Origin of the sequence: Mesorhizobium sp. M0243, assembly GCF_040321775.1 — a bacterium.
Classification (GTDB): Bacteria; Pseudomonadota; Alphaproteobacteria; order Rhizobiales; family Rhizobiaceae; genus Mesorhizobium.
The window spans coordinates 1-26,360 of the sequence record NZ_JAMYSF010000006.1 but is presented as its reverse complement, the minus strand read 5'-3'; the positions used below and the strand labels follow the sequence as shown (position 1 = coordinate 26,360).

The following is a 26,360-nucleotide window of genomic DNA, read 5'->3' as shown; positions in this document are numbered from 1 at the left end:
TTGTAATCTAGGTTGTCTTAATGCCGGCGCATGAAGAGCAGATGTCAGGAGGTCGCGCGCCAGGGCGTGCGCTTCCGCGCGCCCTGCTGCTGGCCATGATGTGCTCGACCGTGCTCGTCGCCGAATCGCGCCCGGCGGCCGCTTTCGAGCTTTTCGGCATCAAGCTGTGGGGATCGTCCAGCGACGAGGATGCCGATATCGTCGATCCCCTGCGCTACGCCGTGACCATCAATGCCCCCGACGCCGACAAGGATCTGGTCAAAAAGCTCGAAAATGCCTCGGCGCTGAAGAGTGACGAGGAGCGTCCGGTTTCAGGCTCGCTCGGGCTGATGGCCAAGGCGCGCAGCGACCGCGAACAGCTTGTCGCCGCGCTTTATGCCGATGCCCGTTACGAAGGCGTCGTCACCGTCACCATAGACGGCAAGCCGCTCGACGATTTGCCGCCGGATGCCGAATTCAAGGGCCCCCAGCCGATTCCGGTGGTTGTCGATGTCGCCAGCGGGCCGAAATTCACCTTGGGCAATATCAGGCTGCAAGGCGACGCGGCAGGACTGATGAGCGCCGATTATGGAATGATATCAGGCGGCGACGCCGGATCCGGCGCGGTGCTCAAGGCCGAGGCGCTGATCGTGCGGACGCTGAAGGAGCAAGGCAGACCGCTGGCCAAGGTAACGGCCCGGCAGATTGTCGCCGACCATGCGACTTCGACGCTGGACGTGACGCTGACGGTCGCCGCCGGGCCGGTCGCCGGCTATGGCGACACAACGGTGGAAGGCACCGAAAAGGTCGACCGCGACTTCACCGAATACATGACCGGCCTCAAGCGCGGCCGGCAATATTCGCCGCAAGAAATCGACGATGCGCGCGACCGGCTGCTGGCGCTCGAGGTCTTCAACAGCGTGACGTTCAAGGAAGCCGACACGCTCGATGCCGACGGCAACATTCCGATCGGCGTCCAGCTCAGCGAGCGCAAGCCACGCTATTTCGGCGTCGGCGGCACCTTCTCCAACACCGAGGGGCTGGGCCTGGAAGGTTATTGGGGCCACCGCAATTTGTTCGGCCGGGCCGAGAAGCTGCGCATCGAGGGCAAGATCAGCGGCATCGGCAGCAACGATCTCGGCGAACTCAACTACAATGCCGGCATCATGTTCGAGAAGCCGGGGGTCATCGGGCCGGCATCCAAGTTCTTCGCCAGCGTCAAGACGGTGCTCGAACATCCTGACGCCTACGACCATTTCTCGGTCAAGGGCAGCACCGGCCTGTCCTACGAATTGACGAAGAAGCAGACGGTTTCCGCCGAGGTAGCGCTCGACTATTCCCGCATCCACGATGCTTTTGGCAAGCACAAATACTTGATCGCCAGCATTCCGCTGCAATATGTCTACGACAACCGGGACAACCGGCTGAACCCGACAAGCGGCTTCCGGGTGCTGGCCTATGCCGAGCCGAGCTACGACATTTTGAGCGGTGCGGCGTTCCTGAAGCTGAAGGGCGAAGGGTCGGCCTATCAGTCGCTGGATTCGGCTTCGAAGTTCGTGCTGGCCGAACGTGTCGCCATCGGTTCGATCGTCGGCACCAGCCTCGAACATGTGCCGGCCGACCGGCGCTTTTATTCCGGGGGCGGCGGCTCGGTGCGCGGCTACGCCTATCAGGGCATCGGTCCGAAGGATTTCACCGGCCAGCCGATCGGCGGCCTGTCCTTCTTCGAAACCTCGGTCGAGATGCGCATCGCCATCACCGACACGATCGGCATCGTGCCGTTCGTCGACGCCGGCACCGTGTCGACCAAGCCGGTCCCCGATTTCGCCGACGTCAAGGTCGGCGCCGGCGTCGGCCTGCGCTATGTCACGCCGTTCGGGCCGCTGCGCATCGATGCCGCCGTGCCGCTCAACCGCGATCCGGGTGACCCGCATTTCGGCATCTATGCCGGCATCGGACAGGCATTCTGAGCGATGAAAACAGTCTGGCGCATCCTCCGCATTGTTCTCTACACGCTGCTGATCGTGGTTGCAGGAGCGATCGGCGCGCTGGTGGTGCTGACCAAGACCGAGCGCGGCCGCGACAATCTCGCCGGCATCATTTCGCGGCTTGCCTCGAACGACGACCGCAAGATCACGGTCAGCGGCATAGACGGCATCTGGTCCGGGGCGCTCAGCGTCGATCATGTCGTGCTGGAGGATCGCGAGGGCGCCTGGCTGGTGGCGCGCAAGGTGGCCGTCGACTGGTCGCCGCTGGCGCTGCTGTCGAAAAGCTTCAGCGCCGACCGTATCGCTGCCGAGCGCATCGAACTGGCCCGCCTGCCGGTGGCCGGCACGCAACAGCCGGCGCCGAGCGGCACGACGACGCTGCCGGTTTCCATCGACATCAAGCAGATCGATCTGCCCGAGATCGCGCTTGGCCAGCAACTGGCCGGCAGCGGCATCGCAGAGCTTGCGGCCAAGGGATCGGTCAAGGCCGATGCCGCGCCACTGGCGGTCGAGACGGTGCTCTACATCACCCGCCATGACGGCAAGCAAGGTAATGTCGACGCCAAGATCCACTTTGCGCCGGCAGACAACAGGCTCGATCTCGACCTGAAGGCCTCGGAGCCGGCAGGCGGTATCATCGCCAACCTGCTCAAGCTGCCCGACACGCCGCCGGTCGACATAAATGTCTCGGGCACCGGGCCGCTCGCCAATTGGAACGGCATCGGCACGTTCTCGGTCGACGGCAAGATCGTCACCCAGCTGACGGGTCGCCACCAACTGACCGACAAGGGCAATCATATCGAGGCCAAGGGCGATGGCGATTTCGCTCGCTTCCTGCCTGAGAATCTCAAGCCGCTGTTTGCCGGCAAGACCAGTTTCGACATTGCCGGCACCGCCACATCGGCCGGTGGCGTCAGTGTCGACCGCGCCAACATCGACAGCGATGCGGTGCACGGCACCGCGACCGGCATTGTCGATCCTGCCGGCGCCAGCGACCTCTCGGTCGAATTTGCCGCCAAGGGGCCGCCCGTGGTGATCAGCGTCGGCAGCAAGGCGCAGCCGATCACGCTGGCGATCAGCAATGCCACCGCCCGCGCCTTCGGCGACGGCAAGGCGCCGATCATCGACGTCGGCGCCTCCTTCGTCTCCATCGTCGCCGGCGGCACGCGGCTGGATGATCTGGCGGCCCAGATCCATTCCGACGGTTTTGACATCCAGAACCGCGCCGGGCCGGTCACCGTCAAGCTGGAGGCGGGCGGCCTCAACACCGACGTGGCGACGCTGGCGCCGCTGATCACCGGCAAGATCGATGTCGACCTGGCCGGGTCGGTCAGCAAGGACGCCATTGCCATCGACCAGGGCACGCTGCGTTCCGACGCGCTCAACGCTTCGCTGACCGCGACGGTGGCGCTTGCCGACCTGTCGATGCAGCTCAAGATGAACGCGGATGCCGTGGCGACGGCCTTTCCGCCGCAGATCGCCTCGGTGCTCGGCGCTAGGGTGAAATTCTCGGCGAGCGCGGCCCGCGACCCGCAAGGGTCTTTCGCCGCCAACTCGATCGAGTTCACGTCCGGCACGCTCAGCGCCGCCGGCACGGCCAGCATGCAAGGCACCGACATCCAGGCCGACATCAAGGGCAAATTGGGCGACGTTTCCGTGCTGTCGCCGACAGTCGGCGTGCCGGTTGCCGGTGGCGTCGATTTCGCGCTGTCGGCAAGTGGCGCGATGACGGCGCCGGATTTCACCGTTACCGCCGACAGCGACAGCCTGACGGCATCGGGCCGCACGGTGAAGACCATCAAGCTGACGGCGAGCGGCAAGGCCGATATCACCAGTCCCGCCGCCAACGTATCGCTGACCGGCTCCGTCGACGACCAGCCGCTCGACATCAAGGCAGCGCTGGTGACGAGCGAAGGCAAGCGTTCGATCAACGGATTCCTGGTCTCGCTGGGCGACAACAAGGTCTCGGGCGATCTCGCGCTCGACGACAAATTCATGCCGCTCGGCACGCTGACGCTCGATGCACCCGCTATCGACCAGCTGGCCGCACTTGCCGGCCAGGCGATAACGGGCGACATCAACGGAACCATCCGCTTCGCCAAGGATGGCGACGCGCCCTCCGTTGCGATCGATGCGAAGAGCACATCGATCGCGCGCGGTGAGGTGACGGCCAAGGCCATCACCGTCAATGCGCTGATCGCCAATTATCTCAAGGCGCCTGCGATCGCGGGTACGATCAAGGCCGACAGCGTCACCTCCGGAACCACCGAAATCGGCGGCATCGGCGTCGACCTGAAGCGCGAAGGCGACTGGACTAATTTCACCGGCGGCGCCACCATAGCGGGCATTCCGGCAACCGCTGCCGGCCGGGTGAAGATCGCCGATGGCACGACCAGCGTCGAGATTGCCTCGGGCGAAGCCACTGTTCGCGGCATCAAGGCGGCAATCGCTCAGGCGTCGACAATGAGCATCGCCAACGGCACGACCAGCATCGAGAAACTGGCTCTCGATGTCGGCGGCGGTTCGGTGACGCTGTCGGGCACTGCCGGTCAGACGCTCGACCTTGCGGCGCAATTTTCGGCACTGCCCGCGGCGCTCGCCAATGAATTTTCGCCCGGCCTCGATGCTGTGGGCACGCTCAGCGGCACGGCTGGTGTGACCGGACCGCCGGCCGCGCCCGATGTCCGCTTCAATGCGCAACTGGCCGGTATCGAAACCAGCCAGACCCGGCAGGCCGGGCTCGGGCTGCTCGCCGTCGATGCGGCCGGCAGCTACACCTTGGCCGGCGGCGTGATGCTCGATCAGGCGACGCTGACCGGCGACAAGATTTCCGGCAAGGCGGCCGGCACCCTCAACCCGAACGGCGCCAGCGATTTTGCGCTGGATCTCATATCATCCGGCCCCAGCCTGCCCCTGACTGTCGGCAGCGCCGAGAGCCCGGTCAAGATCGAGATCCAGTCGCTGTCGGCAAAGGTGGCGGGCGAGAGCACGCGGGCCCGCCTGGATGTCTCCGCGATCCTGCCCTCGATCGTCACCAGTCCGGCGAGGGTGGACGGGCTTGCCCTGGCGTTGCATTCGGATGCGTTCGATCTCAAGAACCGTGCAGGGCCGGTTTCCGGCACAGTGTCGGTGGACAAGGTCGGTCTCGACAATCCGGTGATCGCGCCGCTGATCGCCGGCAAGGTCACGGCAGCCGTCAGCGGCCGCCTGACGGCCGACCTGTTTGCCATCGACAGCGGCTCGCTCAAGAGCGATGCGTTGAACAGCCAGGTCGCCGGCCAGGTATCGCTGCGAGACGGTGCCATCGACCTCAATCTCAAGGCGGATGCCCCATCGTCGGCCTTGCCGGCGGCGGCGCGCGGCATGCTTGGCGAACGCGCTGAGATCAGCGCCACGCTGAAGCGCGATCCCAAGGGCAGCATCAACATAGGCGGATTGAAGCTGGCCTCGGGTGCGCTGACCGCCGACGGGCAAGCCAGCCTTGCCGACAACAAGGTGGCCGCCGACATCAAGGGCGCGCTGAGCGACATCTCTCTGCTGTCGAAGGATGCCAAGGGCGCCATCGCCTTTGCGTTGAACGCACAGGGGCCGGCCACCGCGCCGGACCTGTCACTGACGGTCGACAGCGACAGGCTGCTGGTGGCGGCGCGAGAGATCACCGGGTTGAAGCTGACCGCCACCGGCAAGGCCGATGCCGCCAATCCGGCAGCCAACGTGCAACTGACCGGCAATGTCGCCGGCCAGGCGCTGCAAGGCAGCGCGGTGCTGGCGACGGCTGACGGCAAGAGCGCCATCAACGGCCTGCTGCTGTCGCTGGGCAAGAACAGGATCTCCGGCGATCTGGCGCTGGACGAGAAGTTCGTGCCTGTCGGCACCATCGCGCTCGACCTGCCCGATATCGGCCCGCTGGCGGCACTGGCGCTGGAAAAGGCCGAAGGCGACGTACGCGGCACGATTGCCTTCTCGAAGAATGGCGCAGCACCCCAGGTCGCCATCAAGGCGGCGACAGCGTCGATTACGCGCGGCGACCTGCAGGCGAAAGCCGTCTCGATCGATGCGCTTGTCGCCAACTATCTGGCGGCGCCCGTGATCTCCGGAAAGGTCCGCGCCGACACCGTCATTTCGGGCGGCACCGTGATCAGCGGCATCGATGTCGATTTGAAGCGCGACGGCGACTGGACCGGTTTTTCCGGCGGCGCCACAGTCAAGGGCATTCCGGCACAGGCTGCTGGCCGCGTGAAAGTGGCCAACGGCACGACGACCATCGAGCTTGCCTCCGGCCAGGCGACCGTCCAGGGCATCAAGGCGGCCATTGCTCAGGCCTCGACCGTCAGCATCGCCAATGGCACGACGACGCTGGACAGGCTGGTGCTCAACCTTGGCGGTGGTACGGCGACGGTAACCGGCAAGGTCGGCACGGCGCTCGACATCAACGCGACGCTGGCGCGGGTGCCGATGTCGCTTGCGAACAGTTTCTCGGCCGGCCTCGACGCCGCCGGCTCGATTTCGGGCACGGTGAAGGTGACGGGTGCGCCGGCCAGCCCTGCGGTCGCCTTCAATATCGATGCGGCCGGCGTGCAAACATCGCAGACCCGAGGCGCTGGTGTCGGGGCGGTGAGTGTTTCCTCGTCCGGCACCTTTGCCGCCAACAAGCTGGCCTTCACCGCCAATGTCAGCGATGGCGCCGGCCTTGGCCTGAAGGGCGGCGGCGGCACCGTGACGACGGCCGGCACGCCGGCGCTGGTGCTCGACTTCAATGGCGCCGTGCCGTTCGGCCTGCTGAGCCAGAAGCTCGCCGCGCAAGGCATGTCGCTGACGGGCACGGCCAATGTCAACGTGCAGGTGCGCGGTCCCGCGACATCGCCCGTCATCGGCGGCAGCGTCAGCACCTCCGGTGCGCGCCTTGTCGATGCGCGCTCCGGCCTCGCCGTCAACGATCTCGCCGCCGATGTCACGATTGCCGGCGGCGTCGCCAGGATCAACCGGCTGACCGGAACGCTGTCGACGCGCGGCAGCCTGTCGGCCAGCGGCACGGTCGGCATCAACCCGGCGCAGGGTTTTCCGGCCGATTTGTCGATCAAGCTGGTCGACGGCCGCTATACGGACGGAAGGGTGGTGACCGCCAATCTCGGGGGCGACCTGACGATCAAGGGACCGCTGACCTCCGCACCGGTCATTGCCGGCACCGTGAATCTCGCCAAGACGGTGATCACGGTTCCGGACAAATTGCCGGGCTCGCTGGCGGCGCTCGACGTCAAGCACAAGAACGCGCCAGCTGCGGTCAAGGCACAGGACAAGGCGCTGCGGCCGCCGACGACCAGCGGCAAGGGCGGCGGTAGCGGCCTTGCGCTCGATGTCACGGTCAACGCCCCGAACCAGATCTTCATCCAGGGCAGGGGCGTCGATGCCGAACTTGGCGGCTCGCTCAGGCTGACCGGCCCGGCCTCGTCGCCGCAAGCGGTCGGCACCTTCACCTTGCAGCGCGGACGGCTGTCGATCCTCGGCAAGCGGCTGACCTTCACCGAAGGCACGGTCGGGTTTTCCGGCTCGCTGGTGCCCTATCTCAATTTGACGGCGACCACGACGACGACCGGCGCTACCGTCACCATCGTGGTGTCGGGCGAGGCGACCAATCCGAAGTTCACCTTCTCCTCGGTGCCGGCGCTGCCCGAGGACGAGGTGCTGGCGCAATTGATCTTCGGCCGCTCGATGTCGAACCTGTCGCCGCTGCAGATCGCCCAGCTCGCAGAGGCCGCCGGGCAACTGGCCGGCGTCGGCGGCTCGACGTCGCTGCTGGAAAACCTGCGCAGCGCCATTGGCGTCGACGATCTCGACGTCACCACCGACGACCAGGGCGGCACGGCGGTTTCGGCGGGCAAATACCTCAACGACCGCACCTATGTCACGATCCAGAAGGGCGACAAGCCGGGCTCGGGCAAGGCGACGATCGACCTCAATGTCGGGCGTGGCGTCAAGCTGCGCGGCGAGGCCAACGATGCCGGCGAAGCCAAGGGCGGCATCTTCTACGAGAAGGAATACTGATAGTTCGGTGGGACTTTTGGCCTCATGGTGGATCGATTCTGGCGCTGTCCGGGCTGGAGTAAATGTCTCAGTTTAATCGACTATCGCGATTCCAGAAGAATCCGTCGGACAGTAGCAAATTTGCGCCAAGACTGTCGTTATCACGCGAACCGCTCCCCTTTCAAAGTTGCACATTCCCTAACATGTTCTCAATCCACGCCGTCTTTGACATCATGGCCTGGATGCGGAATGTTAAAAGGCGGAAAGCCAACAATGGGAGTTAAGTCATGACAATTTATAAGAGTAATGGCGATCGCGTTCCGGATCACATCCTGGCCATGGCCGAAGAAGCCAAGGCAGGCAAGGTGGACCGCCGCGAATTCCTGGCCATGGCCAGCGTCTTCGGCGCATCGACGGCAATGGCTTACGGCTTGCTCGGGCTCGCCGATCCGACGCCGGCGAAGGCCGAAGAGGTAAAGGGCAAGAAGGGCGGCACGCTGAAGATCGCCCAGTGGATCAAGGATCCCAAGGACCCGCGCAAGGCCGACTGGTCGGAAATCGCCAATGCCGAGCGCCAGGCGCTCGAGCCGTTGGTCAAGTACACGTCCGAATACACGTTCCGCCCCTATCTGCTGGAAAGCTGGGACGTCAACGACGATGCCACGCAGTACACGCTGCATGTGCGCAAGGGCGTCACCTGGTCGAATGGCGATGCCTTCACCGCCGCCGACGTCGTCTTCAACCTGAAGCGTTGGGCCGACAAGAAAGCCGAAGGCAATTCCATGCCAGGCCGTCTTGGCTCGCTGGTCAAGGACGACAAGCTCGACGAAAGCGCCGTGACCATGCCGGACGACCACACGGTCGTGCTGAAGCTCACCAAGCCGGACATCGCGCTGATTCCGAACATGTGCGACTATCCCGGCCTCATCGTCCACAAGACCTTCGACGAGAAGGGCGGCGACTTCAAGGCCTGCCCGATCGGCACCGGTCCGTTCGAACTCGTCTCCTACGATGTCGGTCAGAAGGTGGTCTACAAGCGCCGCGCCGACGACAAGTGGTGGGACGGCGAAGTGTTCCTCGACGGCCTGGAATTCATCGACTACGGCACCGATCCGGCAGCCATGGTCAGCGCTTTCGAAGCCGGCGAAGTGCACACCAATTTCGAGACTTCGGCCGACTATGTGTCGATCCTCGACGGCATGGACCTGGTGAAGTCGGAGATCGTCACCGCGTCGACCATCGTCTGCCGCACCAACGTCAACAACAAGCCCTATGGCGACCAGAAGGTGCGCAACGCGCTGCAGCTTGCGGTCGACAACAATGTCGTCTTGCAGCTCGGCTACGGCAATGCCGGTTCGGTCGCCGAAAACCACCATGTCTGCTCGATCCATCCGGAATATTACGAGCTGCCCAAGGTTGCCCGTGATCCGGCCAAGGCAAAGGCGCTGATGGCGGAAGCCGGCCAGGCCGACTTCGAACACGAGCTGATCACTGTCGATGAAGACTGGCACAAGAACACCGGCGATGCGATCGCCGCCCAGCTGCGCGACGCCGGCATCAAGGTGAAGCGCACCGTTCTGCCGGGTTCGACGTTCTGGAACGACTGGACGAAGTATCCGCTGTCGATGACCAACTGGAACATGCGCCCGCTCGGCGTCCAGGTTCTGGCCATCGCCTATCGCACCGGCGAGGCCTGGAACGAGGCCGGCTGGTCGAATCCGGACTGGGATGCCAAGCTCAATGCGGCGCTCGCCGTTGCCGACGCCGCCAAGCGCAAGGAGATGATGAAGGAAATCGAGCAGATCCTGCAGGATTCCGGCATCATGATCCAGCCGTACTGGCGCAAGCTCTACAGCCACTCGGTCAAGGCGGTGCAGAATTACAAGATGCACCCGACCTTCGAGCGCGACTACGGCAAGATCTGGCTCGACCAGGCTTGATCGCACCGACATTGGGGGAAGAGGCTCGCTCCCTTCCCCCGCTCTTTGCATCGTCCGTCCCTGCTGGTCCGCACTTTCTCAAAAAAATTGCGGACTCGCGGGCAAGGCCATGCAACAAAAACAGGGTTGATCGCATCCGAAGGCCTGTTTGACAGCCAGCCCCGCCGGTTACGGCAGGGTTGGCTTTCATAGCCGGCTCAAACCCCAACCCATCGGCAGGGGGCCGCCATGCTTTCCTTCGTTATCAGGCGTCTTGGCACCATGGCATTGACGATGCTGTGCCTGACCATGGTCGTCTTCTTCCTGATCAACCTCGAACCCAATCTGAAGAAGCTGGCGATCAGCCAGACCGAAATGCATACGTCGGCCGAGCAGCTCGAGAGCTGGCTGGTCAACCATGGCTATCGGCAGAACTTCTTCGTCCGCTATGGGCAGTGGCTGGGCGTGGTGCCCAAGCAACCTGTGACAGACCCGGCGACCGGCAAGCCGGCGCAGCGTTTCTCCTTCTGCAACGATCCGCTCGTGCCGACCCTCGCCGGCGTTTTCCAGGGCGATTTCGGCTGCTCGACCAAGTTCAAGGCGACCGTCGCCTCAAAACTGTTTCCGGCACTCGGCGCTACGGGCATCCTGATGTTCTGGGTGCTGGTGGTGATGGTGCCGATCTCGCTGCTGATCGGCATTCTGGCCGGCATGCGCGAGGGGTCGCGAACCGACCGCGTGCTTTCGGTGGCATCGATCGCCTCGACGGCGACGCCTGAATATGTGTCGGGCGTCATCTTCACCGTCATCTTCGCCTCATGGCTAGGCTGGCTGAACGGCTCGGCGGCTTCGGCCAGCCAGGGCATCACCTTCTACAATTTCACTTTGCCGGTGATGACGCTGGCGATTTACGGCATCGGCTACATCGCCCGCATGACGCGTGCCTCGATGGTCGAAGTGATGACGCAGCAATATATCCGCACTGCCCGATTGAAGGGTCTTTCCTTCGGCAGCGTCGTGGTCAAACATGCCTTGCGCAACGCGCTGATCGCACCGTTCACCGTCATCATGCTGCAATTCCCGTGGCTGCTCACCGGCGTCGTCATCGTCGAGGTGATGTTCCGTTACCAGGGCTTCGGCTACACGCTGGTCGAGGCGGCCGGCAACAACGACATCGACCTTTTGCTCGGCTGCTCGCTGGTCTCGGTGTTCATCGTCTTGATCACGCAGCTCATTTCCGATGTCGGCTACGCGTTTCTCAATCCGCGTATCAGAGTCCAGTAGGAGATCAGACGGATGCAGGTCGAGTATATCAGCGCCGTCAGTATCGTGCTCGGAGTGCTGTCGCGCTTCTGGCCAGTCTGGATCGCGCTCATCATCGTCATGGGAGCGAGCTTCGTCTACAAGAAGAAGCTGGCGCTCTACGGCCAGTTGTTCGACAGCGGCGTCGGCATCGTCGGCGTCGGCATCTGTCTGTTCTGGCTGTTCACGGCGATCTTCGCCGCAACCATCGCGCCCTTCGATCCGCTGGCCCAGATCCCGGCAATGAAGGATACGCTGCCGGGCGCCATCGAAGCGAAATCGGGACTGGCCTATCTGTTCGGTGGCGACAAGCTGGCACGCGACGTGTTTTCGCGCATGGTCTATGGCAGCCAGATCGTGCTGATCATCGCGCCGGCGGCAACCGGCTTCGCGCTGATGGTCGGCATCACGCTCGGCCTACCCGCCGGCTACTACGGCGGCAAGATCGACACCGTGCTGTCGTTCCTCGCCAATCTCGTGCTGGCCTTCCCTGTGATCCTGCTGTTTTATCTTTTGGTGACGCCGGGCATCATGGACACGCCGATCCCCTATGGCATGGCCGGCGTCTTCTTCCTGTTCCCGATCATCTTCTTCACGGTGCTGTTCTGGACGCGCTACAAGAACCGCCCCGACCGGCTCTACATCTTGCTCGGCATCACCTTGATCCTCGGCGGCTGGATCTATGCCGGCCTTGTCTTCGACGCCGATCCGCTGAAGATCGTGCACATCGATCCCAACCAGCTCAACATCTTCGTGGCGGTGGTGTTCGCGTCCAGCCCCGGCGTGTTCCGCATCGTGCGTGGCCTGGTGATGGACATCAAGACGCGTGACTATGTGGCGGCGGCGCAGACGCGCGGTGAATCGCCCTGGTACATCATGCTGTGGGAGATCCTGCCCAATGCGCGCGGGCCACTGATCGTCGACGCCTGCCTGCGCATCGGCTACACCACCATCCTGCTCGGCACGCTCGGCTATTTCGGCCTTGGCCTGGCGCCGGAAAGTCCGGACTGGGGCACCGCGATCAAGGACGCCAGCCGCCTGCTGCGCTCCTTCATCCACCCGGCGCTGCCGCCGACGATCGCACTGATGTCGTTCGTGCTGGGCTTGAACCTGCTCGCCGACTCGCTGCGCGAACAATCGATGAAAGACTGATCTCGCGGGTTTCGACCCGATGCGCCTGAGAGAAACAGGCTTAGAAGAACCAGGATTGGAGCGACCCATGAACGAGGCAGTTCGAAATCCCGCGACGCCAACCAATGGGCCGGCCAACGCGCCGATCATCGAGATCGAGAACCTGTCGATCTCCTTCTTCACCCGCAAGGGCGAGATCCCGGCGGTCATGGATTTTTCCTGCACCGTCATGCCGGGCGAGGCGATGGGCATCGTCGGCGAATCCGGCTGCGGCAAGTCGACCGTGTCGCTCGGCATCATGCGCGACCTCTCCAACATCGGGAAGATCGTCGGCGGCAAGATCAAGTTCCAGGGCAAGGACATGGGCGAGCTCTCCGACGAGGAGTTGCGCTCCATTCGCGGCAACAAGATCGCGATGATCTACCAGGAGCCGATGGCGAGCCTGAACCCGGCGATGAAGGTCGGCCAGCAATTGATGGAAGTGCCGCTGATCCACGACAAGGTGTCGAAGGAAGAGGCCCATAAACGCGCGCTTGACATGGTGCGCGCGGTCAAGCTGCCTGATCCCGAGCGCATGATGCGCTCCTATCCGCACCAGCTCTCGGGCGGCCAGCAGCAACGCATCGTCATTGCCATGGCGCTGCTGTCGAAGCCGGCGCTGCTTTTGCTCGACGAACCGACGACGGCGCTCGACGTGACGGTGGAGGCCGGCATTGTCGACCTGGTCAAGGGGCTCGGCGAGAAGTTCGGCACGTCGATGATTTTCGTGTCGCACAATCTCGGCCTGATCCTGGAAACCTGCGACCGCATCACGGTTATGTATTCGGGCGAAGCGGTCGAAACGGGCAAGATCAAGGACGTGTTCGACCGGATGCGCCACCCCTATACGCAAGGGCTGTTCCGCTCGATCCCGCTGCCCGGCGCCGACAAGAATTCGCGGCCGCTAATTTCGATCCCCGGCCAGCTACCGCTGCCGCACGAGCGGCCCAAGGGCTGCAATTTCGGCCCTCGCTGCCACCATTTCGTCGAGGGCGTCTGCAACGCCGCCGAAATCCCGATGATCGAGGTCGCGGGCCACGAAGGCCATTTCTCGCGCTGCGTGCGCTTCAACGAGATCGACTGGGAGGCGCTGCCGCCCGGCGCCAAGAAGGTCAATGAGCGCGTCGTGCCCGGCGCTCCGGTGCTCAAGATCGAGGATCTCAGAAAATACTACAGGGTCGGCGGCAGCGAGGTGTTCGGCTCGAGCGAGGGCCGCGTCGTCAAGGCCAACGAGACGATCTCGTTCATGGCGCGGGAATCCGAGACGGTTGCCATCGTCGGCGAATCCGGCTGCGGAAAGTCGACGCTGGCCAAGGTGCTGCTTGGGCTGGAGACGGCAAGTGCCGGCACGGTGACGCTGGGCAACAAGGAAATCCAGTCGACCGGCATCGAGAAACGGAGCGTCGACACGGTGTCGTCGATCCAGATGGTGTTCCAGAATCCGTTCGACACGCTCAATCCCAGCCATTCGGTCGGTTCGCAGATCATCCGCACGCTGGAGAAGTTCAACGTCGGCAAGACGGTTGCCGATCGCCGCAAGCGCATGCTGGAACTGCTCGACCTGGTGAAGCTGCCGCGGGCATTCGAAACCCGCAAGCCGCGCCAGCTATCGGGCGGCCAGAAGCAGCGCATCGGCGTGGCGCGCGCCTTTGCCGGCGACGCCAAGGTGGTGGTGGCCGACGAGCCGGTCTCGGCATTGGACGTGTCGGTGCAGGCGGCGGTGACCGAACTGCTGATGGACATCCAGCGCAAGAACAAGACGACAATGCTGTTCATCAGCCATGATCTGTCGGTCGTGCGCTACATCGCCGACCGCGTCGTGGTCATGTATCTCGGCTATATTGTCGAGCAAGGCACGACCGACCAGATCTTCGCGCCGCCCTACCATCCCTATACCGAGGCGCTGCTGTCGGCGATCCCGATCGCTGACACCAGCGTGGTCAAGCGGCACATCGTGCTGGAGGGCGACATTCCCTCGGCGATGAACCCACCGTCCGGCTGCCCGTTCCAGACCCGCTGCGGCTACAAGAAGCTGGTGCCTGACAATCTGTGCGAGACCAAGGTGCCACCGGTCAAGCATCTCGGCGGCGGCCATATGAGCCTGTGCTGGCTCTCCGACGATGTGCTGGCAACGATGGAGCCGGTGATCAAGTTCGACAAGGAGCACGCCGCGCACGAAGGCGTGCCGGATGACGCGCCGCATGGCGATGGCCCCGGTTTTGCCGGCACGCCACCGAAGCGTCCGCGCGGCAAGACGGGCAGCGCGGAAGCCGATGCAGCGAGGCAGGCCGGCGAGGAGACGGAAGCCGTTTCGAAAGCCCGCCGTCACGAGGTCCGCGACGAGGTTTCGGAAACCGGCGATACCCCAAAGCCGGGCGTTTCTAGGAAACCGAACTGACCGGCATCAGGCAATGCCATCAATTTCATATGCTGCGCAAAACATGCGTCCCTTGAGAATCTCAGTCTGTTGCTCTATGTGATGCGTGATGTTTGATGCTTGGAAAGGAGGACGAATTGTGAGAACGACACTTGCAATCGATGATGATGTCCTTCTTGCCGCCAAGGCTATGGCGCGGCAGCAGGATCGCAGCGTGGGAGAAGTCATTTCCGATCTGGTTCGCCGTTCGCTGCGTCGGCCGCAGGCGGGCGGTGAGCGCAACGGCATTCCCTTGCTTTCGTCGCGGCCCGGCGGGCCGATGGTCGATCTCGAAACGGTCAATGCGCTTCGCGACGAGCTGCCGTGACCTTCCTGCTCGACGTCAATGTGTTGATTGCGCTGATCGATCCGGCTCATGTCGCGCATGACGATGCCCATCGGTGGTTCGAATCCACCGGGCATCACTCATGGGCCACTTGCCCCATCACCGAGAATGGCGTTATCAGGATCGTGGGCAACCCCAAATACCCCAACTCTCCTGGCTCCCCTGCCGTCGTCGCGCCGATCGTCGGCAAATTGCACGCACTTGCCGGACACCAGTTCTGGCCCGATGACATTAGCCTTGTCAGTTCCAGAGAGATCGACGCGGGCAAGATCCTGACTTCGACGCAAGTAACCGACAGTTATCTGCTGGCGCTGGCCAAGTCGCATGACGGCGAGTTGGCGACGTTCGACCGAAAGCTATCGACGACGGCGGTAAAATCAGGGAAGGCAATCCTTCATCTGATCCCAAGCAAATGAATCGCTGAGATCTTTTCTGCTCGAGGGGCGACATCGCTTTTCGCAGCGCCAAGTGATTTCACTTGGCTGCGTAATGCTCCGGCAAAGTCAGTTGCCGCACTCGCTCAGTTGCTGCGCATAGTCCCGCGCCATCTTGTCGGTGGCCCGGGCATAGCCCTGGACGCCGGCATCGCCCCGGTTGCCGCGGCCATAGGCGGTCCAGCCGAGATAGTAGGCCAGATAGAGGTTGTAGGTATCGTTGCGGGCAACGCCATACGTGTCTGCGGTCTTGGAATGATACCAGCCGACAAAGTCGACGGCGTCGGCGAATTTCGTCCGCCGTGCCGCCCAGTTGCCGGTTTCGCGCTGATATTGCGACCAGGTGCCGTCCAGCGCCTGCGAGAAGCCGGTGGCCGACGAGACATGCTTCCACGGAATGAAGCCGAGCAGCTTGGTGCGCGGCGGCCGTGCATTGCTCTTGAAACCGGATTCCTTGCGCACCGTCGCCATCAGCACGGGAACGGGGATGCCGTATTTCTGCTGGGCGCGCTCGGCGGCCGACTGCCAGTTGTCGAACCAGCCGTCATTCTGGTCGAAGACGGCACAGACATTGTTGATGTGGCTGGGCGGCGTGGCGCAGGCCGAGAGCGCCAGCAGCACGCAAACCGCACCAATTTTACTAAAACTCGAACTACGCATGGGCAGAGCAATAGGCCGAAATCATAAAGGGAATCTTGCGGCGTCCGTTAACGCTTCGCCGGCGCAGTCTCTCAAGGAAATCCAGTATCGATAATCCGACGCACTTCGTCGCTTTTTCTAAACAGACATTGCAGAAATGCCGCCGTGGCTAAAATCGCGCCCGCAGACGACGTATTTCTGACAGCTTGCCCGGTTTGCCGGGGCTTTGATACCGGCATGAACGAACCAAGACGCAAACGCGGCGCCGAGCGCACCAGCAACAGAGGGCCATCGGCCATCCCGCAACTGTCGCTCAGGCGGGTGACAAATCCCTATCCGCCAATGGCGATGCTGTCGCCCGACCAGATCGAGCAGATCCATCAGGCGTCGATGCACATATTGGAGAATTTCGGCATCGAGGTGATGAGCCCGCGGGCGCTGTCGCTGTTCGAGAAGGCCGGCGCCAAAGTCGATCATGCCTCGGCGAATGTCCGCATCGATCGCGGCCTGGTCGAAGACGTGCTGAAGACCACGCAGTCCAGCTATGTGTTGACGCCGCGCAACCCGGCCAACGCGGTTCATCTCGGCGGCAACACCATCAATTTCACGCTGGTTGCCGGACCGCCCAATGTGCACGATATGGAGCGCGGCCGCCGCGCCGGAAATTTGCGCGACTATTCGGATCTGACCCGGTTGGCGCAGCATTTCAACTGCATCCACATGCTGGGCAACCAGGTCTGCGCACCGGTCGAACTGCCGGCCAATTCCCGCCATCTCGACACCTATTTCACCAATCTGACGCTGACCGACAAGAGTTTCCATGTCTCGGCGATCGGGAGGGGCAGGGCGCTTGACGGCATCGAGATGATGGCGATTTCGCGCGGGCTGACGCTCGATCAGATGCGCGACGATCCCGGCATCACCACGATCATCTCGGTCAACTCGCCGCGCCGCTTCGATGAGATGATGGCCGAAGGACTGATGACCATGGCCGAGTTCGGCCAGTCGGTGGCGGTGACGCCGTTCACGCTGATGGGGGCGATGAGCCCGGTGACGCTGGCCGGCGCGCTGGCGCAGCAGAACGCCGAGGCGCTGTTCGGCGTCGCGCTGACGCAGCTTGTCCGTCCAGGCGCGCCGGTCATGTATGGCGCCTTCACCTCCAATGTCGACATGAAGTCGGGCGCGCCGGCCTTCGGCACGCCGGAGAACACCAAGGCCAACATCGCGTCGGGGCAATTGGCGCGGCGATACGGGCTTCCGTACCGCACGACGCCGGGCTCGGCTTCCAACGCTGCCGATGCGCAGGGCGCCTATGAGACGCTGATGGCGCTGTGGGGCGCGGTGCTCGGCCACGGCAACCTCGTCTACCACGCCGCCGGCTGGCAGGAGGGCGGGCTGACGGCGTCGTTCGAAAAATTCATCATCGATGTCGAGATGATCCAGCACATGATGGAGTTCTTGCGCCCGATCGAGGTCAATGAGGCCGAGCTCGCCGTCGAGGCGTTGGGCGCGGTGCCGACCGGCGGCCATTTCTTCGGCGAACCGCACACGCTGGAGCGCTACGCCACCGCCTTCTACCAGCCGATGCTGTCCAACTGGCAGAATTACGAGGCGTGGCAGGAGGCTGGCGGGCTCGACGCGACGGCGCGCGCGACGCGGCTGTGGAAGAAGGCGCTGGAAGACTATGTCGAGCCGGTGATGGATATCGCCGTGCGCGAGGCGCTGGAGGCTTACATGGCCAGGCGCAAGGAAGCGATCGGGCAGGGCGAGCCGTGATCGTTCCCAGCTTGAATCCACTCACCCATCCAACTCACTGATAACAGAGCAAAACTCATGAAATCGCATGCAAAGGTCGTGGTCATTGGCGGTGGCGTCGTCGGGTGCTCCGTGCTGTTCCATCTCGCCCGCCACGGCTGGACCGATGTTGTCCTGCTGGAGCGCGACGAATTGACGTCCGGCTCGACCTGGCACGCGGCCGGCGGCATGCACACCATTAATGGCGACCCTAACGTCGCCAAGCTGCAGAAATACACCATCAACCTCTACAAGGAGATCGAGGAGCTTTCCGGGCAGGCGACCGGCGTGCATCTGACCGGTGGCGTGCTTCTGGCGGCAACCGAGGCGCGGCTGGACTGGCTGCGCGGCGTCGTCGCCAAGGGCCGCTATCTCGGCATCGAGCTGGAGGAGATCTCGCCCAACGAGGCGGCCGAACTGATGCCGCTTCTCGACCCCAGGCAGTTCGTCGGCGCCGTCAGGAACAAGGAGGACGGCCATCTCGACCCCTCGGGCGTCACCCATGCCTATGCCAAGGCCGCGCGGAAACTTGGGGCGGAAGTGGAGCGTTTCACCAAGGTCGAGGACATCGTGCGGCGTCCCGACGGGCTGTGGCGGGTCATCACCAACAAGGGCGAGGTGGTGGCCGAGCATGTCGTCAATGCCGGCGGCCTGTGGGCGCGCGAGGTCGGCCGCATGGTTGGTCTCGAACTGCCGGTGCTGGCCATGGAGCACATGTACCTGATCACCGAGGATATGCCGGAGGTCGCCGCCTGGAACGCCAAGACCGGCACCGAGATCATCCACGCGGTCGACTTCGATGGCGAGCTTTACCTGCGCCAGGAGCGCGGCGGCATGCTGATGGGCACCTATGAGAAGGCCAACAAGCCGTGGTCCGAATACCAGACGCCATGGAATTTCGGCCATGAACTGCTGGCGCCGGACATCGACCGCATCGCGCCGTCGCTGGAGGTCGGCTTCCGCCATTTCCCGGCCTTCCAGAACACCGGCATCAAGCAGATCATCAACGGCCCCTTCACCTTCGCGCCGGACGGCAACCCGCTGGTCGGGCCGGTGCGCGGGCTGCCGGGCTTCTGGGTCGCTTGCGGCGTCATGGCCGGTTTTTCGCAAGGCGGCGGCGTCGGCCTCGCTTTGTCGAACTGGATGATCGAGGGCGATCCCGGCGCCGATATCTGGGCGATGGATGTCGCGCGCTACGGCGACTGGGCGACGATGGCCTATACCAACGCCAAGGTGCGCGAGAATTATTCCAGGCGCTTTTCGATCCGCTTCCCCAATGAGGAGTTGCCCGCCGGGCGGCCGCTGAAGACGACGCCGATCTATGATCTGCTGTCTGCTGGGGGTGCGCAATGGGGCGTTGCCTATGGGCTGGAAGTGCCGCTGTGGTACGCGCCGGAAGGCGTCAAGGACGAATTCTCGTGGCGCCGCTCGAGCGACTTCACGCAGGTCGCCAGGGAGGTCGCGACGGTTCGTGACGGTGTCGGCCTGTCCGAGATTTCGAGCTTCGCCAAATACAAGGTGACGGGTGAGGGGGCGGCCGCCTGGCTCGACCGGATGCTTGCCTGCAAACTGCCGAAACCCGGCCGCATGACGCTGGCGCCGATGCTGAAGCAGGACGGCAGGCTGATCGGCGACTTCACGCTGGCCAATCTGGGGGAAGACGGCTGGTTCCTCGCCGGCTCCGGCATCGCCGAGCAATACCACATGCGCTGGTTCGAGCAGCACCTGCCAGACGACGGCTCGGTCCGCATCGAGGCGCTGGGCCAGAAGCTCAGCGGCTTGTCGATCGCGGGGCCGAAGGCGCGGGATGTGCTGGCAAAGGCCACGCGTTCGGATGTCTCCAATGCGGCATTTTCCTTCATGGCCATTGGCCGGATGGATATCGGCATGGCGCCGTGCCTGGTCGGCCGTGTGAGCTATACCGGCGATCTCGGCTACGAAATCTGGGTGACGCCGGAATACCAGCGCGCCGCCTATCAAGCGCTGATGGCGGCGAGCGAGGAATTCGGCATCGGCCTGTTCGGCTCGCGCGCCCTCAATGCGCTGCGGCTGGACAAGAATTACGGCTCATGGGGGCGCGAGTACCGGCCGATCTACGGACCGCTGGAAGCGGGGCTCGACCGCTTCGTTGCTTACGGCAAGGACGCCGATTTCATCGGCAAGGCCGCGGCGCTGGCCGAGCGCAAGCTGGGCGGCAAATTGCGCCTGCGCGCCTTTATCGTCGATGCCGACGATGCCGATGTCATTGGCGACGAGCCGATCTGGTTCGATGGTGCGGTGCGCGGCTGGGTGACGTCGGGCGGCTATGCGCATCATTCGAAGAAATCCGTCGCCATCGGCTATGTGCCGAAGGAGATCGCCGATGAGAGCGACGGCTTCGAAATCGAGCTGCTGGGCAAGCGCCATGCGGCGCGCATTCAGGTGGTGCCGCTTTTCGACGCCAATTTCGAACGGATGCGTGCCTGAAGCGCTTCGGCTTCGCCGATGCGCTTCAGATTCCTGTTTTGTACATGTCGTTGTCCCAAAACCGCGGGCACTTTTGGGCGACATGCACTAGGCCCGCCCCTTCTTCTGGGCGTCAGGCGCTGCGGCGGTTGTCCAGCGCGAAGGCGCCGGCGCCCGCAAACACCAGATAGAGGAAGATGAAGCAGAATGAGATCGCCGAATCGCCGCCATTGTTGACCGGGAAGAAGTCGCGCGGCGCGTGCGCCATGAAATAGGCGATCGCCATTTCGCCGGCCAGAAGGAACGCGACCGGCCGGGTGAACAGGCCCAGCGCCAGCAGGATGCCGCCGGCGAATTCGAGGATGCCGGCGGTCATGGTCAGCCCGGAAAGGGCGTGGGGATCGGCGCTGACGGGGAAGTTGAACAGTTTCTGGCTGCCATGCTCGATGAACTGCAGCGCGGTCACGATGCGCAGAATGCCGAGTGCCTGCGGCTGATATTTGGCAAGGCCGTCGAAAAGCTTCATCTAAAACTCCCTTTAGCTTCCGGGATCGGCCATAGTTTATCGCCCGGCATTGGACCATTCATTTCCCCTGGTTTGCCATCAACAATCAGTGATTGGGAATGTTCCCAATTCCCTTCAAATGTTTCTCGCCAGGGTTGCATTAATACCTCTATGGTTGTATTAATGCGTGTACAACAATCTGAATGTGTGGGGGTCTTGCCATGAAAAAAGTCGTCATCAGCCTGTTCGCGATCGTCGCAGGCACCAGCTTCGCCATGGCCGAGGACGCCGGCTGTGAGGCCTTCAAATGGCCGGTGACGCGGGAGCAGACCCTGTTTGCCGCGGCACCGGCAACGCCGTCCGGAGCGGCGCTGGCGGTTGGTGCGGCTGCGGACCTGGCGCTGGTGCCGGTAGAGAAAGCCGGTTTTGCGGTGGCGCCCGAACGTGCGCCGGCATCAGACACGTTTGGGGCCGTCGCCAGCGTGGAAGTGCCATCCGAGGGAGCCATCCAGATCAGTCTCTCGGGGGAGGCCTGGATCGATGTCATCCAGGATGGCCAGGCCATCAAGTCGGCGGGCTATAGTGGCGTGAAAACATGCCCTGGCATCCGCAAGAGCGTGCGCTTCAAGCTTGCGCCCGGCCCGGCCACCGTCCAGTTCAGCGGCGCGAAAAAAGCTGAGTTGAAGGTTGCGGTGCTGGCGCCGGAATGAGACGGCGCCAGGCAGGGGTAGCGGCCTTCATCGGTGGTCTGATGAAAACCCGCGCTTTGTGTCAGCGGTTTTCGATCGCGGTCAGCGGACTGGCGCCATCAAGGCGAAGTGCGCGTCTTGCGGGTCCTGGCATTGGACGATCCAACTGCCGCCGGGGACCTCCATCGGGCCCATCAGGATCTTGCCGCCATTGTCGGTGACCCGTTTTGCGGCCGCGTCGATGGCCGCAACGTTGAAGTAGAATTGCCAGACCGGCACCGGGATCTGCTCCGGCTTGTTCATGATGCCGCCGCCGGATTCGGGGCCAGCCGTAAAAGTCTGGTAAGTGCCCATCGGACCCATGTCGAAATCGCCGGCGTCGATCCAGCCGAACTGCTCGGAATAGAAATCGAACGCGGCTTTCCAGTCGCTCGTATAAAGCTCGTGCCAGCCGATGTGGCCCGGCGTGCCGGCCGGCACGACAGGCTGGTCGGGACCGTTCGGCTGCAGGAACATGAAGGTCGTGCCTTGCGGATCGGCGACGACGGCAAAGCGGCCGACACCCAGAATGTCGTCGGGCTGGCGGTGAACGGTGCCGCCGGCTTTCTCCAGCGATGCCGTGGCGGCGTCGACATCCTTGGTGTGAATATAGCCAAGCCAGGCAGGCGGCATGCCCATCTTGGCGGCATCCTCGGGCAAGGTCATCAGTCCGCCGACGCCACGTTCGCCGACATTCATCACGATATAGCGCGGCATGCCGGGTGCCTTATCGAAGGGCTGCGCCGTCCAGCCGACCACTTGGGTGTAGAACGCCTCGGCGGCGTCGAGATCTGATGTCATCAATTCGTACCAGAAGAAGGGCATCGGGGTTTTCGGCATTTTCGGTCTCCTCACCTTTCATGGATCGATCGTCGTCCATCTTAGGACGATCCTCACGACGGAAATCCGACACGCCCGGACAACAATGGGTGTGTGTGCCAAGCGTTCCCTGGTTGCGCGAGCTCTGGTTTTCGATTTCTCTGCGGTGATGAGGGGTTGTCGTCCATGCGCTTGATGTCGCTCACGCCCGAGCTTGTCGCACTGTGCCATCGGGAAGAGGCCGATCCCGGCCCGGACCCGAGTTGGACAGACATGAACGACGAGGATTTCCGCACCCTTGCCTTGCGGCTGTCCAATGAAGCCGATGAGGGACCACTATGGGTGTTCGCTTACGGGTCCCTGATCTGGAAGCCGGAATTCGAGTCGGTCGAGCAACAGCTCGCCACGGCCTTTGGCTGGCACCGCTCTTTTTGCCTCGACATGGTGCGTTGGCGGGGCAGCGCCGAGCAGCCGGGGTTGATGATGGCGCTCGAACGGGGCGGACGCTGCAACGGCGTGATCTACCGCTTGCCGGAGGGCGAAAAGCCGGCGCAGATCGAAAGGCTGCTGCGACGCGAGATCAGCGACCACGAAAGCATCGAGACGGTCCGGTGGCTGCCGGTGCATACGCCGCAAGGTACGCTGCGCGCGCTTGGCTTCTGGGTCGGCGTGAAGGGCAGGGGAACGTCGCTGAACCAGCCGCTGGACAGAGTGGCGAGCGTGCTGGCCAGAGCCTGCGGGCATATTGGATCCGGCGCCGAATATCTCTACAACACGGTCAGCCATCTCGAGGAATTCGGCATCCATGACCGCAATCTGTGGCGGCTGCAGCAACTGGTAGCCGACGAGGTCAAGACCATTCATGGCTGTAAGCTTGAACCCGGCCATTCGCGCGCACTGAAAAGTGGCCCTCGCCTCCAATAACATGACTAAAAAAATCATGTTATTGTCGAGCCTTTTCAGGGGCTTGCGCCGAAAATTGACCAATTGATAAAAAAATAAAACGTGCTAGCCTTCCTCAAAAGAAAACATGGGGAACTGACGATGCCAGAAGGCCAATTCAGGGAAGGCATTGCGGGCGGCAGGCTCTCGGCCGACCAGTATGCGGACAATTTTTCCGACCTGCATCCGCCGCTCGATCACCACGAGGCGCTGGTCGAATCCGATCGTTGCTATTTCTGCTACGACGCGCCGTGCATGAATGCATGCCCGACCTCGATCGACATTCCGCTGTTCATCCGCCAGATCTCGACCGGCAATCCGATCGGTTCGGCCAAGACCATCTTCGACCAGAACATATTGGGCGGCATGTGCGCCCGCGTCTGCCCGACCGAAACGCTGTGCGAGGAAGTCTGCGTGCGCGAGGTGGCGGAAGGCAAGCCGGTGCAGATCGGCCGCCTGCAGCGCTACGCCACCGATGTCGCCATGGGCGAGAACAAGCAGTTTTATCCGCGCGCCGAGCCGACCGGCAAGACAATCGCCGTGGTCGGCGCCGGGCCGGCCGGCCTTGCCGCCGCGCACCGGCTCGCCCGCCACGGCCATGACGTGACCATCCTGGAAGCGCGCGCGAAGGCCGGTGGCCTCAACGAATACGGCATCGCCGCCTACAAGAGTGTCGACGATTTCGCCCAAGCCGAAGTCAACTACGTGACCGCGATCGGCGGCATCGACATCCAGAACGGCAAGGCGCTCGGCCGCGACTACCAGATGTCGGACCTGATCCGCAATTACGATGCGGTGTTTCTCGGCATGGGCCTTGGCGGCGTCAACGCGCTGCGTGCTGATGGCGAGGAGGCCGACGGCGTCATCAACGCGGTCGAGTTCATTGCCGAACTGCGCCAGGCCAGCGACCTTTCCGGCCTGCCGGTTGGCCGCCGTGTCGTCGTCATCGGTGGAGGCATGACGGCCATAGACGCCGCGGTACAGTCGAAGCTGCTCGGCGCCGAGGAGGTGACGATCTGCTACCGGCGCGGCCAGGAGCACATGAACGCTTCCGAATTCGAACAGGATCTGGCGGCAGCCAACGGCGTCAGCATCCGCCACTGGCTGCAGCCGAAGCGGGTGATCGCCGAAGGCGGCAAGGTCACCGCCGTCGAACTCGAATACACGGCGCTGAACGGCGACAGGCTTGCCGGCACCGGCGAGACACTGACGCTCGTTGCCGACCAGGTGTTCAAGGCGATTGGACAGAGTTTTGTGCCGGTCGCCCTTAATGGCAGCGGTGCGTCGATCGATCTTGAAGCCGGCCGCATCAAGGTCGATGCGGAAGGGCGCACTTCTCTCGCCAGGGTCTGGGCCGGCGGCGACTGCATCTTCGGTGGCGACGACCTGACCGTCTCGGCGGTCGCGCAAGGCCGCGACGCTGCGGAGAGCATCAATCGGGCACTGACCTCGAACGGGAGGGCATGAGCATGGCAGATATCAGAAACAATTTCGTCGGCATCAAATCGCCAAATCCGTTCTGGCTGGCCTCGGCGCCGCCGACCGACAAGGCCTACAACGTCATCCGCGCCTTCAAGGCCGGCTGGGGCGGCGTGGTGTGGAAGACGCTGGGCGAGGAAGGCCCACCGGTGGTCAACGTCAACGGCCCGCGCTACGGCGCGATCTGGGGCGCCGACCGCCGCCTGCTCGGCCTCAACAACATCGAGCTGATCACCGACCGCGACCTGCAGGTCAATTTGCGCGAGATCAAGCAGGTCAAGAAGGACTGGCCCGACCGCGCCATCGTCGTCTCGCTGATGGTGCCATGCGTCGAGGAGGCCTGGAAGGCGATCCTGCCGGTGGTCGAGGAGACGGAGGCCGACGGCATCGAGCTCAATTTCGGCTGCCCGCACGGCATGTCGGAACGCGGCATGGGTGCCGCCGTCGGCCAGGTGCCGGAATATATCGAAATGGTGGTGCGCTGGTGCAAGCAGAACACCCGCATGCCCGTCATCACCAAGCTGACGCCCAACATCACCGATGTGCGCAAGCCCGCACGGGCGGCACATGCCGGCGGCACTGACGCGGTGTCGCTGATCAACACCATCAATTCAATCACCGGTGTCGACCTCGACAGCTTCGCGCCGCAGCCGACAATCGACGGCAAGGGCTCGCATGGCGGCTATTGCGGCCCGGCGGTGAAGCCGATCGCCATGAACATGGTGGCCGAGATCGCGCGCGATCCCGAAACCCGCGGCCTGCCGATCTCCGGTATCGGCGGCATCACCACCTGGCGCGATGCTGCCGAATTCATGGCGCTCGGCGCCGGCAATGTGCAGGTCTGCACGGCGGCAATGACCTATGGCTTCAAGATCGTGCAGGAAATGATCGCGGGCCTCGAAAACTGGATGGACGAGAAGGGGCACGCCTCGCTCAACGACATCGTCGGCCGCGCCACGCCCAATGTCACCGATTGGCAGTATCTCAACCTGAACTACGTCGCCAAGGCGCGTATCGACCAGGATGCCTGCATCAAATGCGGCCGCTGCCACATCGCCTGCGAGGACACTTCGCACCAGGCGATCACCAGCATGGTCGACGGCGTCAGGCACTTCGAGGTGATCGAGGCCGAATGCGTCGGCTGCAATCTGTGCGTTAATGTCTGCCCGGTCGAGAACTGCATCACCATGGAACCGCTGGCGGCAGGCGTGATGGACCAGCGCACCGGCAGGCCGGTATCGCCGGTCTATGCCAACTGGACGACGCACCCGAACAATCCGATGGCCAAGGTGGCTGCGGAATAGGGACTTACCCCAACAAAAGAGCGGCGCTTTCGAGCTAATGCAGTTCACTTAAGTTGGGCTGGATGAGGATCTGGTAAGACCTATCGAACAGGATGGAGATTCGTTTCCATCCTGTTCGTGTTTTGAGATG

General features: G+C 63.3%; 17 protein-coding genes. 14 read left to right on the top strand and 3 right to left on the bottom strand.

Going from position 1 to position 26,360, the window contains the following annotated elements; translation table 11 throughout:
• Positions 1-20 precede the first annotated feature (20 nt).
• From NKJ11_RS09690 to NKJ11_RS09655, 8 genes are all read left to right on the top strand, one after another.
• Positions 21-1,949 (top strand): autotransporter assembly complex protein TamA, encoded by a 1,929-nt coding sequence (locus tag NKJ11_RS09690; protein ID WP_352793161.1) that lies wholly within the window; start codon positions 21-23, stop codon positions 1,947-1,949.
• A gap of 3 nt (positions 1,950-1,952) precedes the next feature.
• Positions 1,953-8,009, top strand: coding sequence for a translocation/assembly module TamB domain-containing protein (locus NKJ11_RS09685; protein ID WP_352793160.1), 6,057 nt, complete (start codon positions 1,953-1,955; stop codon positions 8,007-8,009).
• Positions 8,010-8,275: 266 nt separating this feature from the next.
• Entirely contained in the window at positions 8,276-9,928 is a 1,653-nt protein-coding gene (locus NKJ11_RS09680; RefSeq protein ID WP_352758708.1) for an ABC transporter substrate-binding protein, read from the top strand.
• A 228-nt stretch (positions 9,929-10,156) separates the two neighbouring features.
• Positions 10,157-11,191 carry an ABC transporter permease gene (locus NKJ11_RS09675; RefSeq protein ID WP_352679174.1) on the top strand — a complete coding sequence of 345 codons (1,035 nt, stop codon included), beginning with the start codon at positions 10,157-10,159 and terminating at the stop codon, positions 11,189-11,191.
• Positions 11,192-11,203: 12 nt separating this feature from the next.
• A complete protein-coding gene (locus NKJ11_RS09670) occupies positions 11,204-12,361 on the top strand; it encodes an ABC transporter permease (protein ID WP_352722518.1) in 1,158 nt (385 codons plus the stop codon).
• Positions 12,362-12,428: 67 nt separating this feature from the next.
• Positions 12,429-14,777: a dipeptide ABC transporter ATP-binding protein gene (locus tag NKJ11_RS09665; RefSeq protein ID WP_128303439.1), complete on the top strand. Its 2,349-nt coding sequence runs from the start codon at positions 12,429-12,431 to the stop codon at positions 14,775-14,777.
• A 118-nt stretch (positions 14,778-14,895) separates the two neighbouring features.
• Positions 14,896-15,123 carry a ribbon-helix-helix domain-containing protein gene (locus NKJ11_RS09660; RefSeq protein WP_023813213.1) on the top strand — a complete coding sequence of 76 codons (228 nt, stop codon included), beginning with the start codon at positions 14,896-14,898 and terminating at the stop codon, positions 15,121-15,123.
• Entirely contained in the window at positions 15,120-15,557 is a 438-nt protein-coding gene (locus NKJ11_RS09655; RefSeq protein ID WP_023813212.1) for a TA system VapC family ribonuclease toxin, read from the top strand. Before NKJ11_RS09660 ends, NKJ11_RS09655 begins: the two co-directional genes overlap by 4 nt.
• An 87-nt stretch (positions 15,558-15,644) precedes the next feature.
• Here the strand turns inward: NKJ11_RS09655 and NKJ11_RS09650 are convergent, their stop codons facing one another.
• Positions 15,645-16,235, bottom strand: a complete 591-nt coding sequence (locus tag NKJ11_RS09650; RefSeq protein WP_023813211.1) for a transglycosylase SLT domain-containing protein — start codon at positions 16,233-16,235, stop codon at positions 15,645-15,647.
• A gap of 216 nt (positions 16,236-16,451) precedes the next feature.
• Between NKJ11_RS09650 and NKJ11_RS09645 the strand changes: the two genes are divergently transcribed.
• Both NKJ11_RS09645 and NKJ11_RS09640 read left to right on the top strand, forming a co-directional pair.
• On the top strand, positions 16,452-17,990 hold the full coding sequence (locus tag NKJ11_RS09645) for a trimethylamine methyltransferase family protein (protein WP_352611321.1): 1,539 nt from the start codon (positions 16,452-16,454) through the stop codon (positions 17,988-17,990).
• A gap of 57 nt (positions 17,991-18,047) precedes the next feature.
• Positions 18,048-20,474: a GcvT family protein gene (locus NKJ11_RS09640; RefSeq protein WP_352793158.1), complete on the top strand. Its 2,427-nt coding sequence runs from the start codon at positions 18,048-18,050 to the stop codon at positions 20,472-20,474.
• A gap of 112 nt (positions 20,475-20,586) precedes the next feature.
• Here the strand turns inward: NKJ11_RS09640 and NKJ11_RS09635 are convergent, their stop codons facing one another.
• Entirely contained in the window at positions 20,587-20,979 is a 393-nt protein-coding gene (locus NKJ11_RS09635; protein WP_128303442.1) for a DoxX family protein, read from the bottom strand.
• Positions 20,980-21,179: 200 nt separating this feature from the next.
• Here NKJ11_RS09635 and NKJ11_RS09630 point away from each other — a divergent pair, with 200 nt between their 5' ends.
• Positions 21,180-21,668 (top strand): hypothetical protein, encoded by a 489-nt coding sequence (locus tag NKJ11_RS09630; RefSeq protein WP_206638022.1) that lies wholly within the window; start codon positions 21,180-21,182, stop codon positions 21,666-21,668.
• 81 nt (positions 21,669-21,749) lie between these two features.
• On the opposite strand, the gene NKJ11_RS09625 is transcribed toward NKJ11_RS09630, so the two are convergent.
• Positions 21,750-22,526 carry a VOC family protein gene (locus NKJ11_RS09625; RefSeq protein ID WP_023813206.1) on the bottom strand — a complete coding sequence of 259 codons (777 nt, stop codon included), beginning with the start codon at positions 22,524-22,526 and terminating at the stop codon, positions 21,750-21,752.
• 165 nt (positions 22,527-22,691) lie between these two features.
• On the opposite strand from NKJ11_RS09625, the gene NKJ11_RS09620 reads away from it, so the two are divergent.
• From NKJ11_RS09620 to preA, 3 genes are all read left to right on the top strand, one after another.
• Entirely contained in the window at positions 22,692-23,429 is a 738-nt protein-coding gene (locus NKJ11_RS09620; protein WP_128303445.1) for a gamma-glutamylcyclotransferase, read from the top strand.
• A gap of 120 nt (positions 23,430-23,549) precedes the next feature.
• The gene (locus tag NKJ11_RS09615; protein WP_352793156.1) at positions 23,550-24,914 is read left to right on the top strand and encodes an NAD(P)-dependent oxidoreductase; all 1,365 of its coding nucleotides are present in this window, start codon (positions 23,550-23,552) and stop codon (positions 24,912-24,914) included.
• 2 nt (positions 24,915-24,916) lie between these two features.
• Positions 24,917-26,230 carry an NAD-dependent dihydropyrimidine dehydrogenase subunit PreA gene (preA, locus tag NKJ11_RS09610; protein ID WP_027035003.1) on the top strand — a complete coding sequence of 438 codons (1,314 nt, stop codon included), beginning with the start codon at positions 24,917-24,919 and terminating at the stop codon, positions 26,228-26,230.
• Positions 26,231-26,360: the final 130 nt, after the last annotated feature.

Coding starts and splice junctions, on each gene's coding strand:
- NKJ11_RS09690 (WP_352793161.1), top strand. CDS start 21: ATGCCGGCGCATGAAGAGCAGATGTCAGGAGGTCGCGCGCCAGGGCGT.
- NKJ11_RS09685 (WP_352793160.1), top strand. CDS start 1,953: ATGAAAACAGTCTGGCGCATCCTCCGCATTGTTCTCTACACGCTGCTG.
- NKJ11_RS09680 (WP_352758708.1), top strand. CDS start 8,276: ATGACAATTTATAAGAGTAATGGCGATCGCGTTCCGGATCACATCCTG.
- NKJ11_RS09675 (WP_352679174.1), top strand. CDS start 10,157: ATGCTTTCCTTCGTTATCAGGCGTCTTGGCACCATGGCATTGACGATG.
- NKJ11_RS09670 (WP_352722518.1), top strand. CDS start 11,204: ATGCAGGTCGAGTATATCAGCGCCGTCAGTATCGTGCTCGGAGTGCTG.
- NKJ11_RS09665 (WP_128303439.1), top strand. CDS start 12,429: ATGAACGAGGCAGTTCGAAATCCCGCGACGCCAACCAATGGGCCGGCC.
- NKJ11_RS09650 (WP_023813211.1), bottom strand. CDS start 16,235: ATGCGTAGTTCGAGTTTTAGTAAAATTGGTGCGGTTTGCGTGCTGCTG.
- NKJ11_RS09645 (WP_352611321.1), top strand. CDS start 16,452: ATGAACGAACCAAGACGCAAACGCGGCGCCGAGCGCACCAGCAACAGA.
- NKJ11_RS09640 (WP_352793158.1), top strand. CDS start 18,048: ATGAAATCGCATGCAAAGGTCGTGGTCATTGGCGGTGGCGTCGTCGGG.
- NKJ11_RS09635 (WP_128303442.1), bottom strand. CDS start 20,979: ATGAAGCTTTTCGACGGCCTTGCCAAATATCAGCCGCAGGCACTCGGC.
- NKJ11_RS09630 (WP_206638022.1), top strand. CDS start 21,180: ATGAAAAAAGTCGTCATCAGCCTGTTCGCGATCGTCGCAGGCACCAGC.
- NKJ11_RS09625 (WP_023813206.1), bottom strand. CDS start 22,526: ATGCCGAAAACCCCGATGCCCTTCTTCTGGTACGAATTGATGACATCA.
- NKJ11_RS09620 (WP_128303445.1), top strand. CDS start 22,692: ATGCGCTTGATGTCGCTCACGCCCGAGCTTGTCGCACTGTGCCATCGG.
- NKJ11_RS09615 (WP_352793156.1), top strand. CDS start 23,550: ATGCCAGAAGGCCAATTCAGGGAAGGCATTGCGGGCGGCAGGCTCTCG.
- preA (WP_027035003.1), top strand. CDS start 24,917: ATGGCAGATATCAGAAACAATTTCGTCGGCATCAAATCGCCAAATCCG.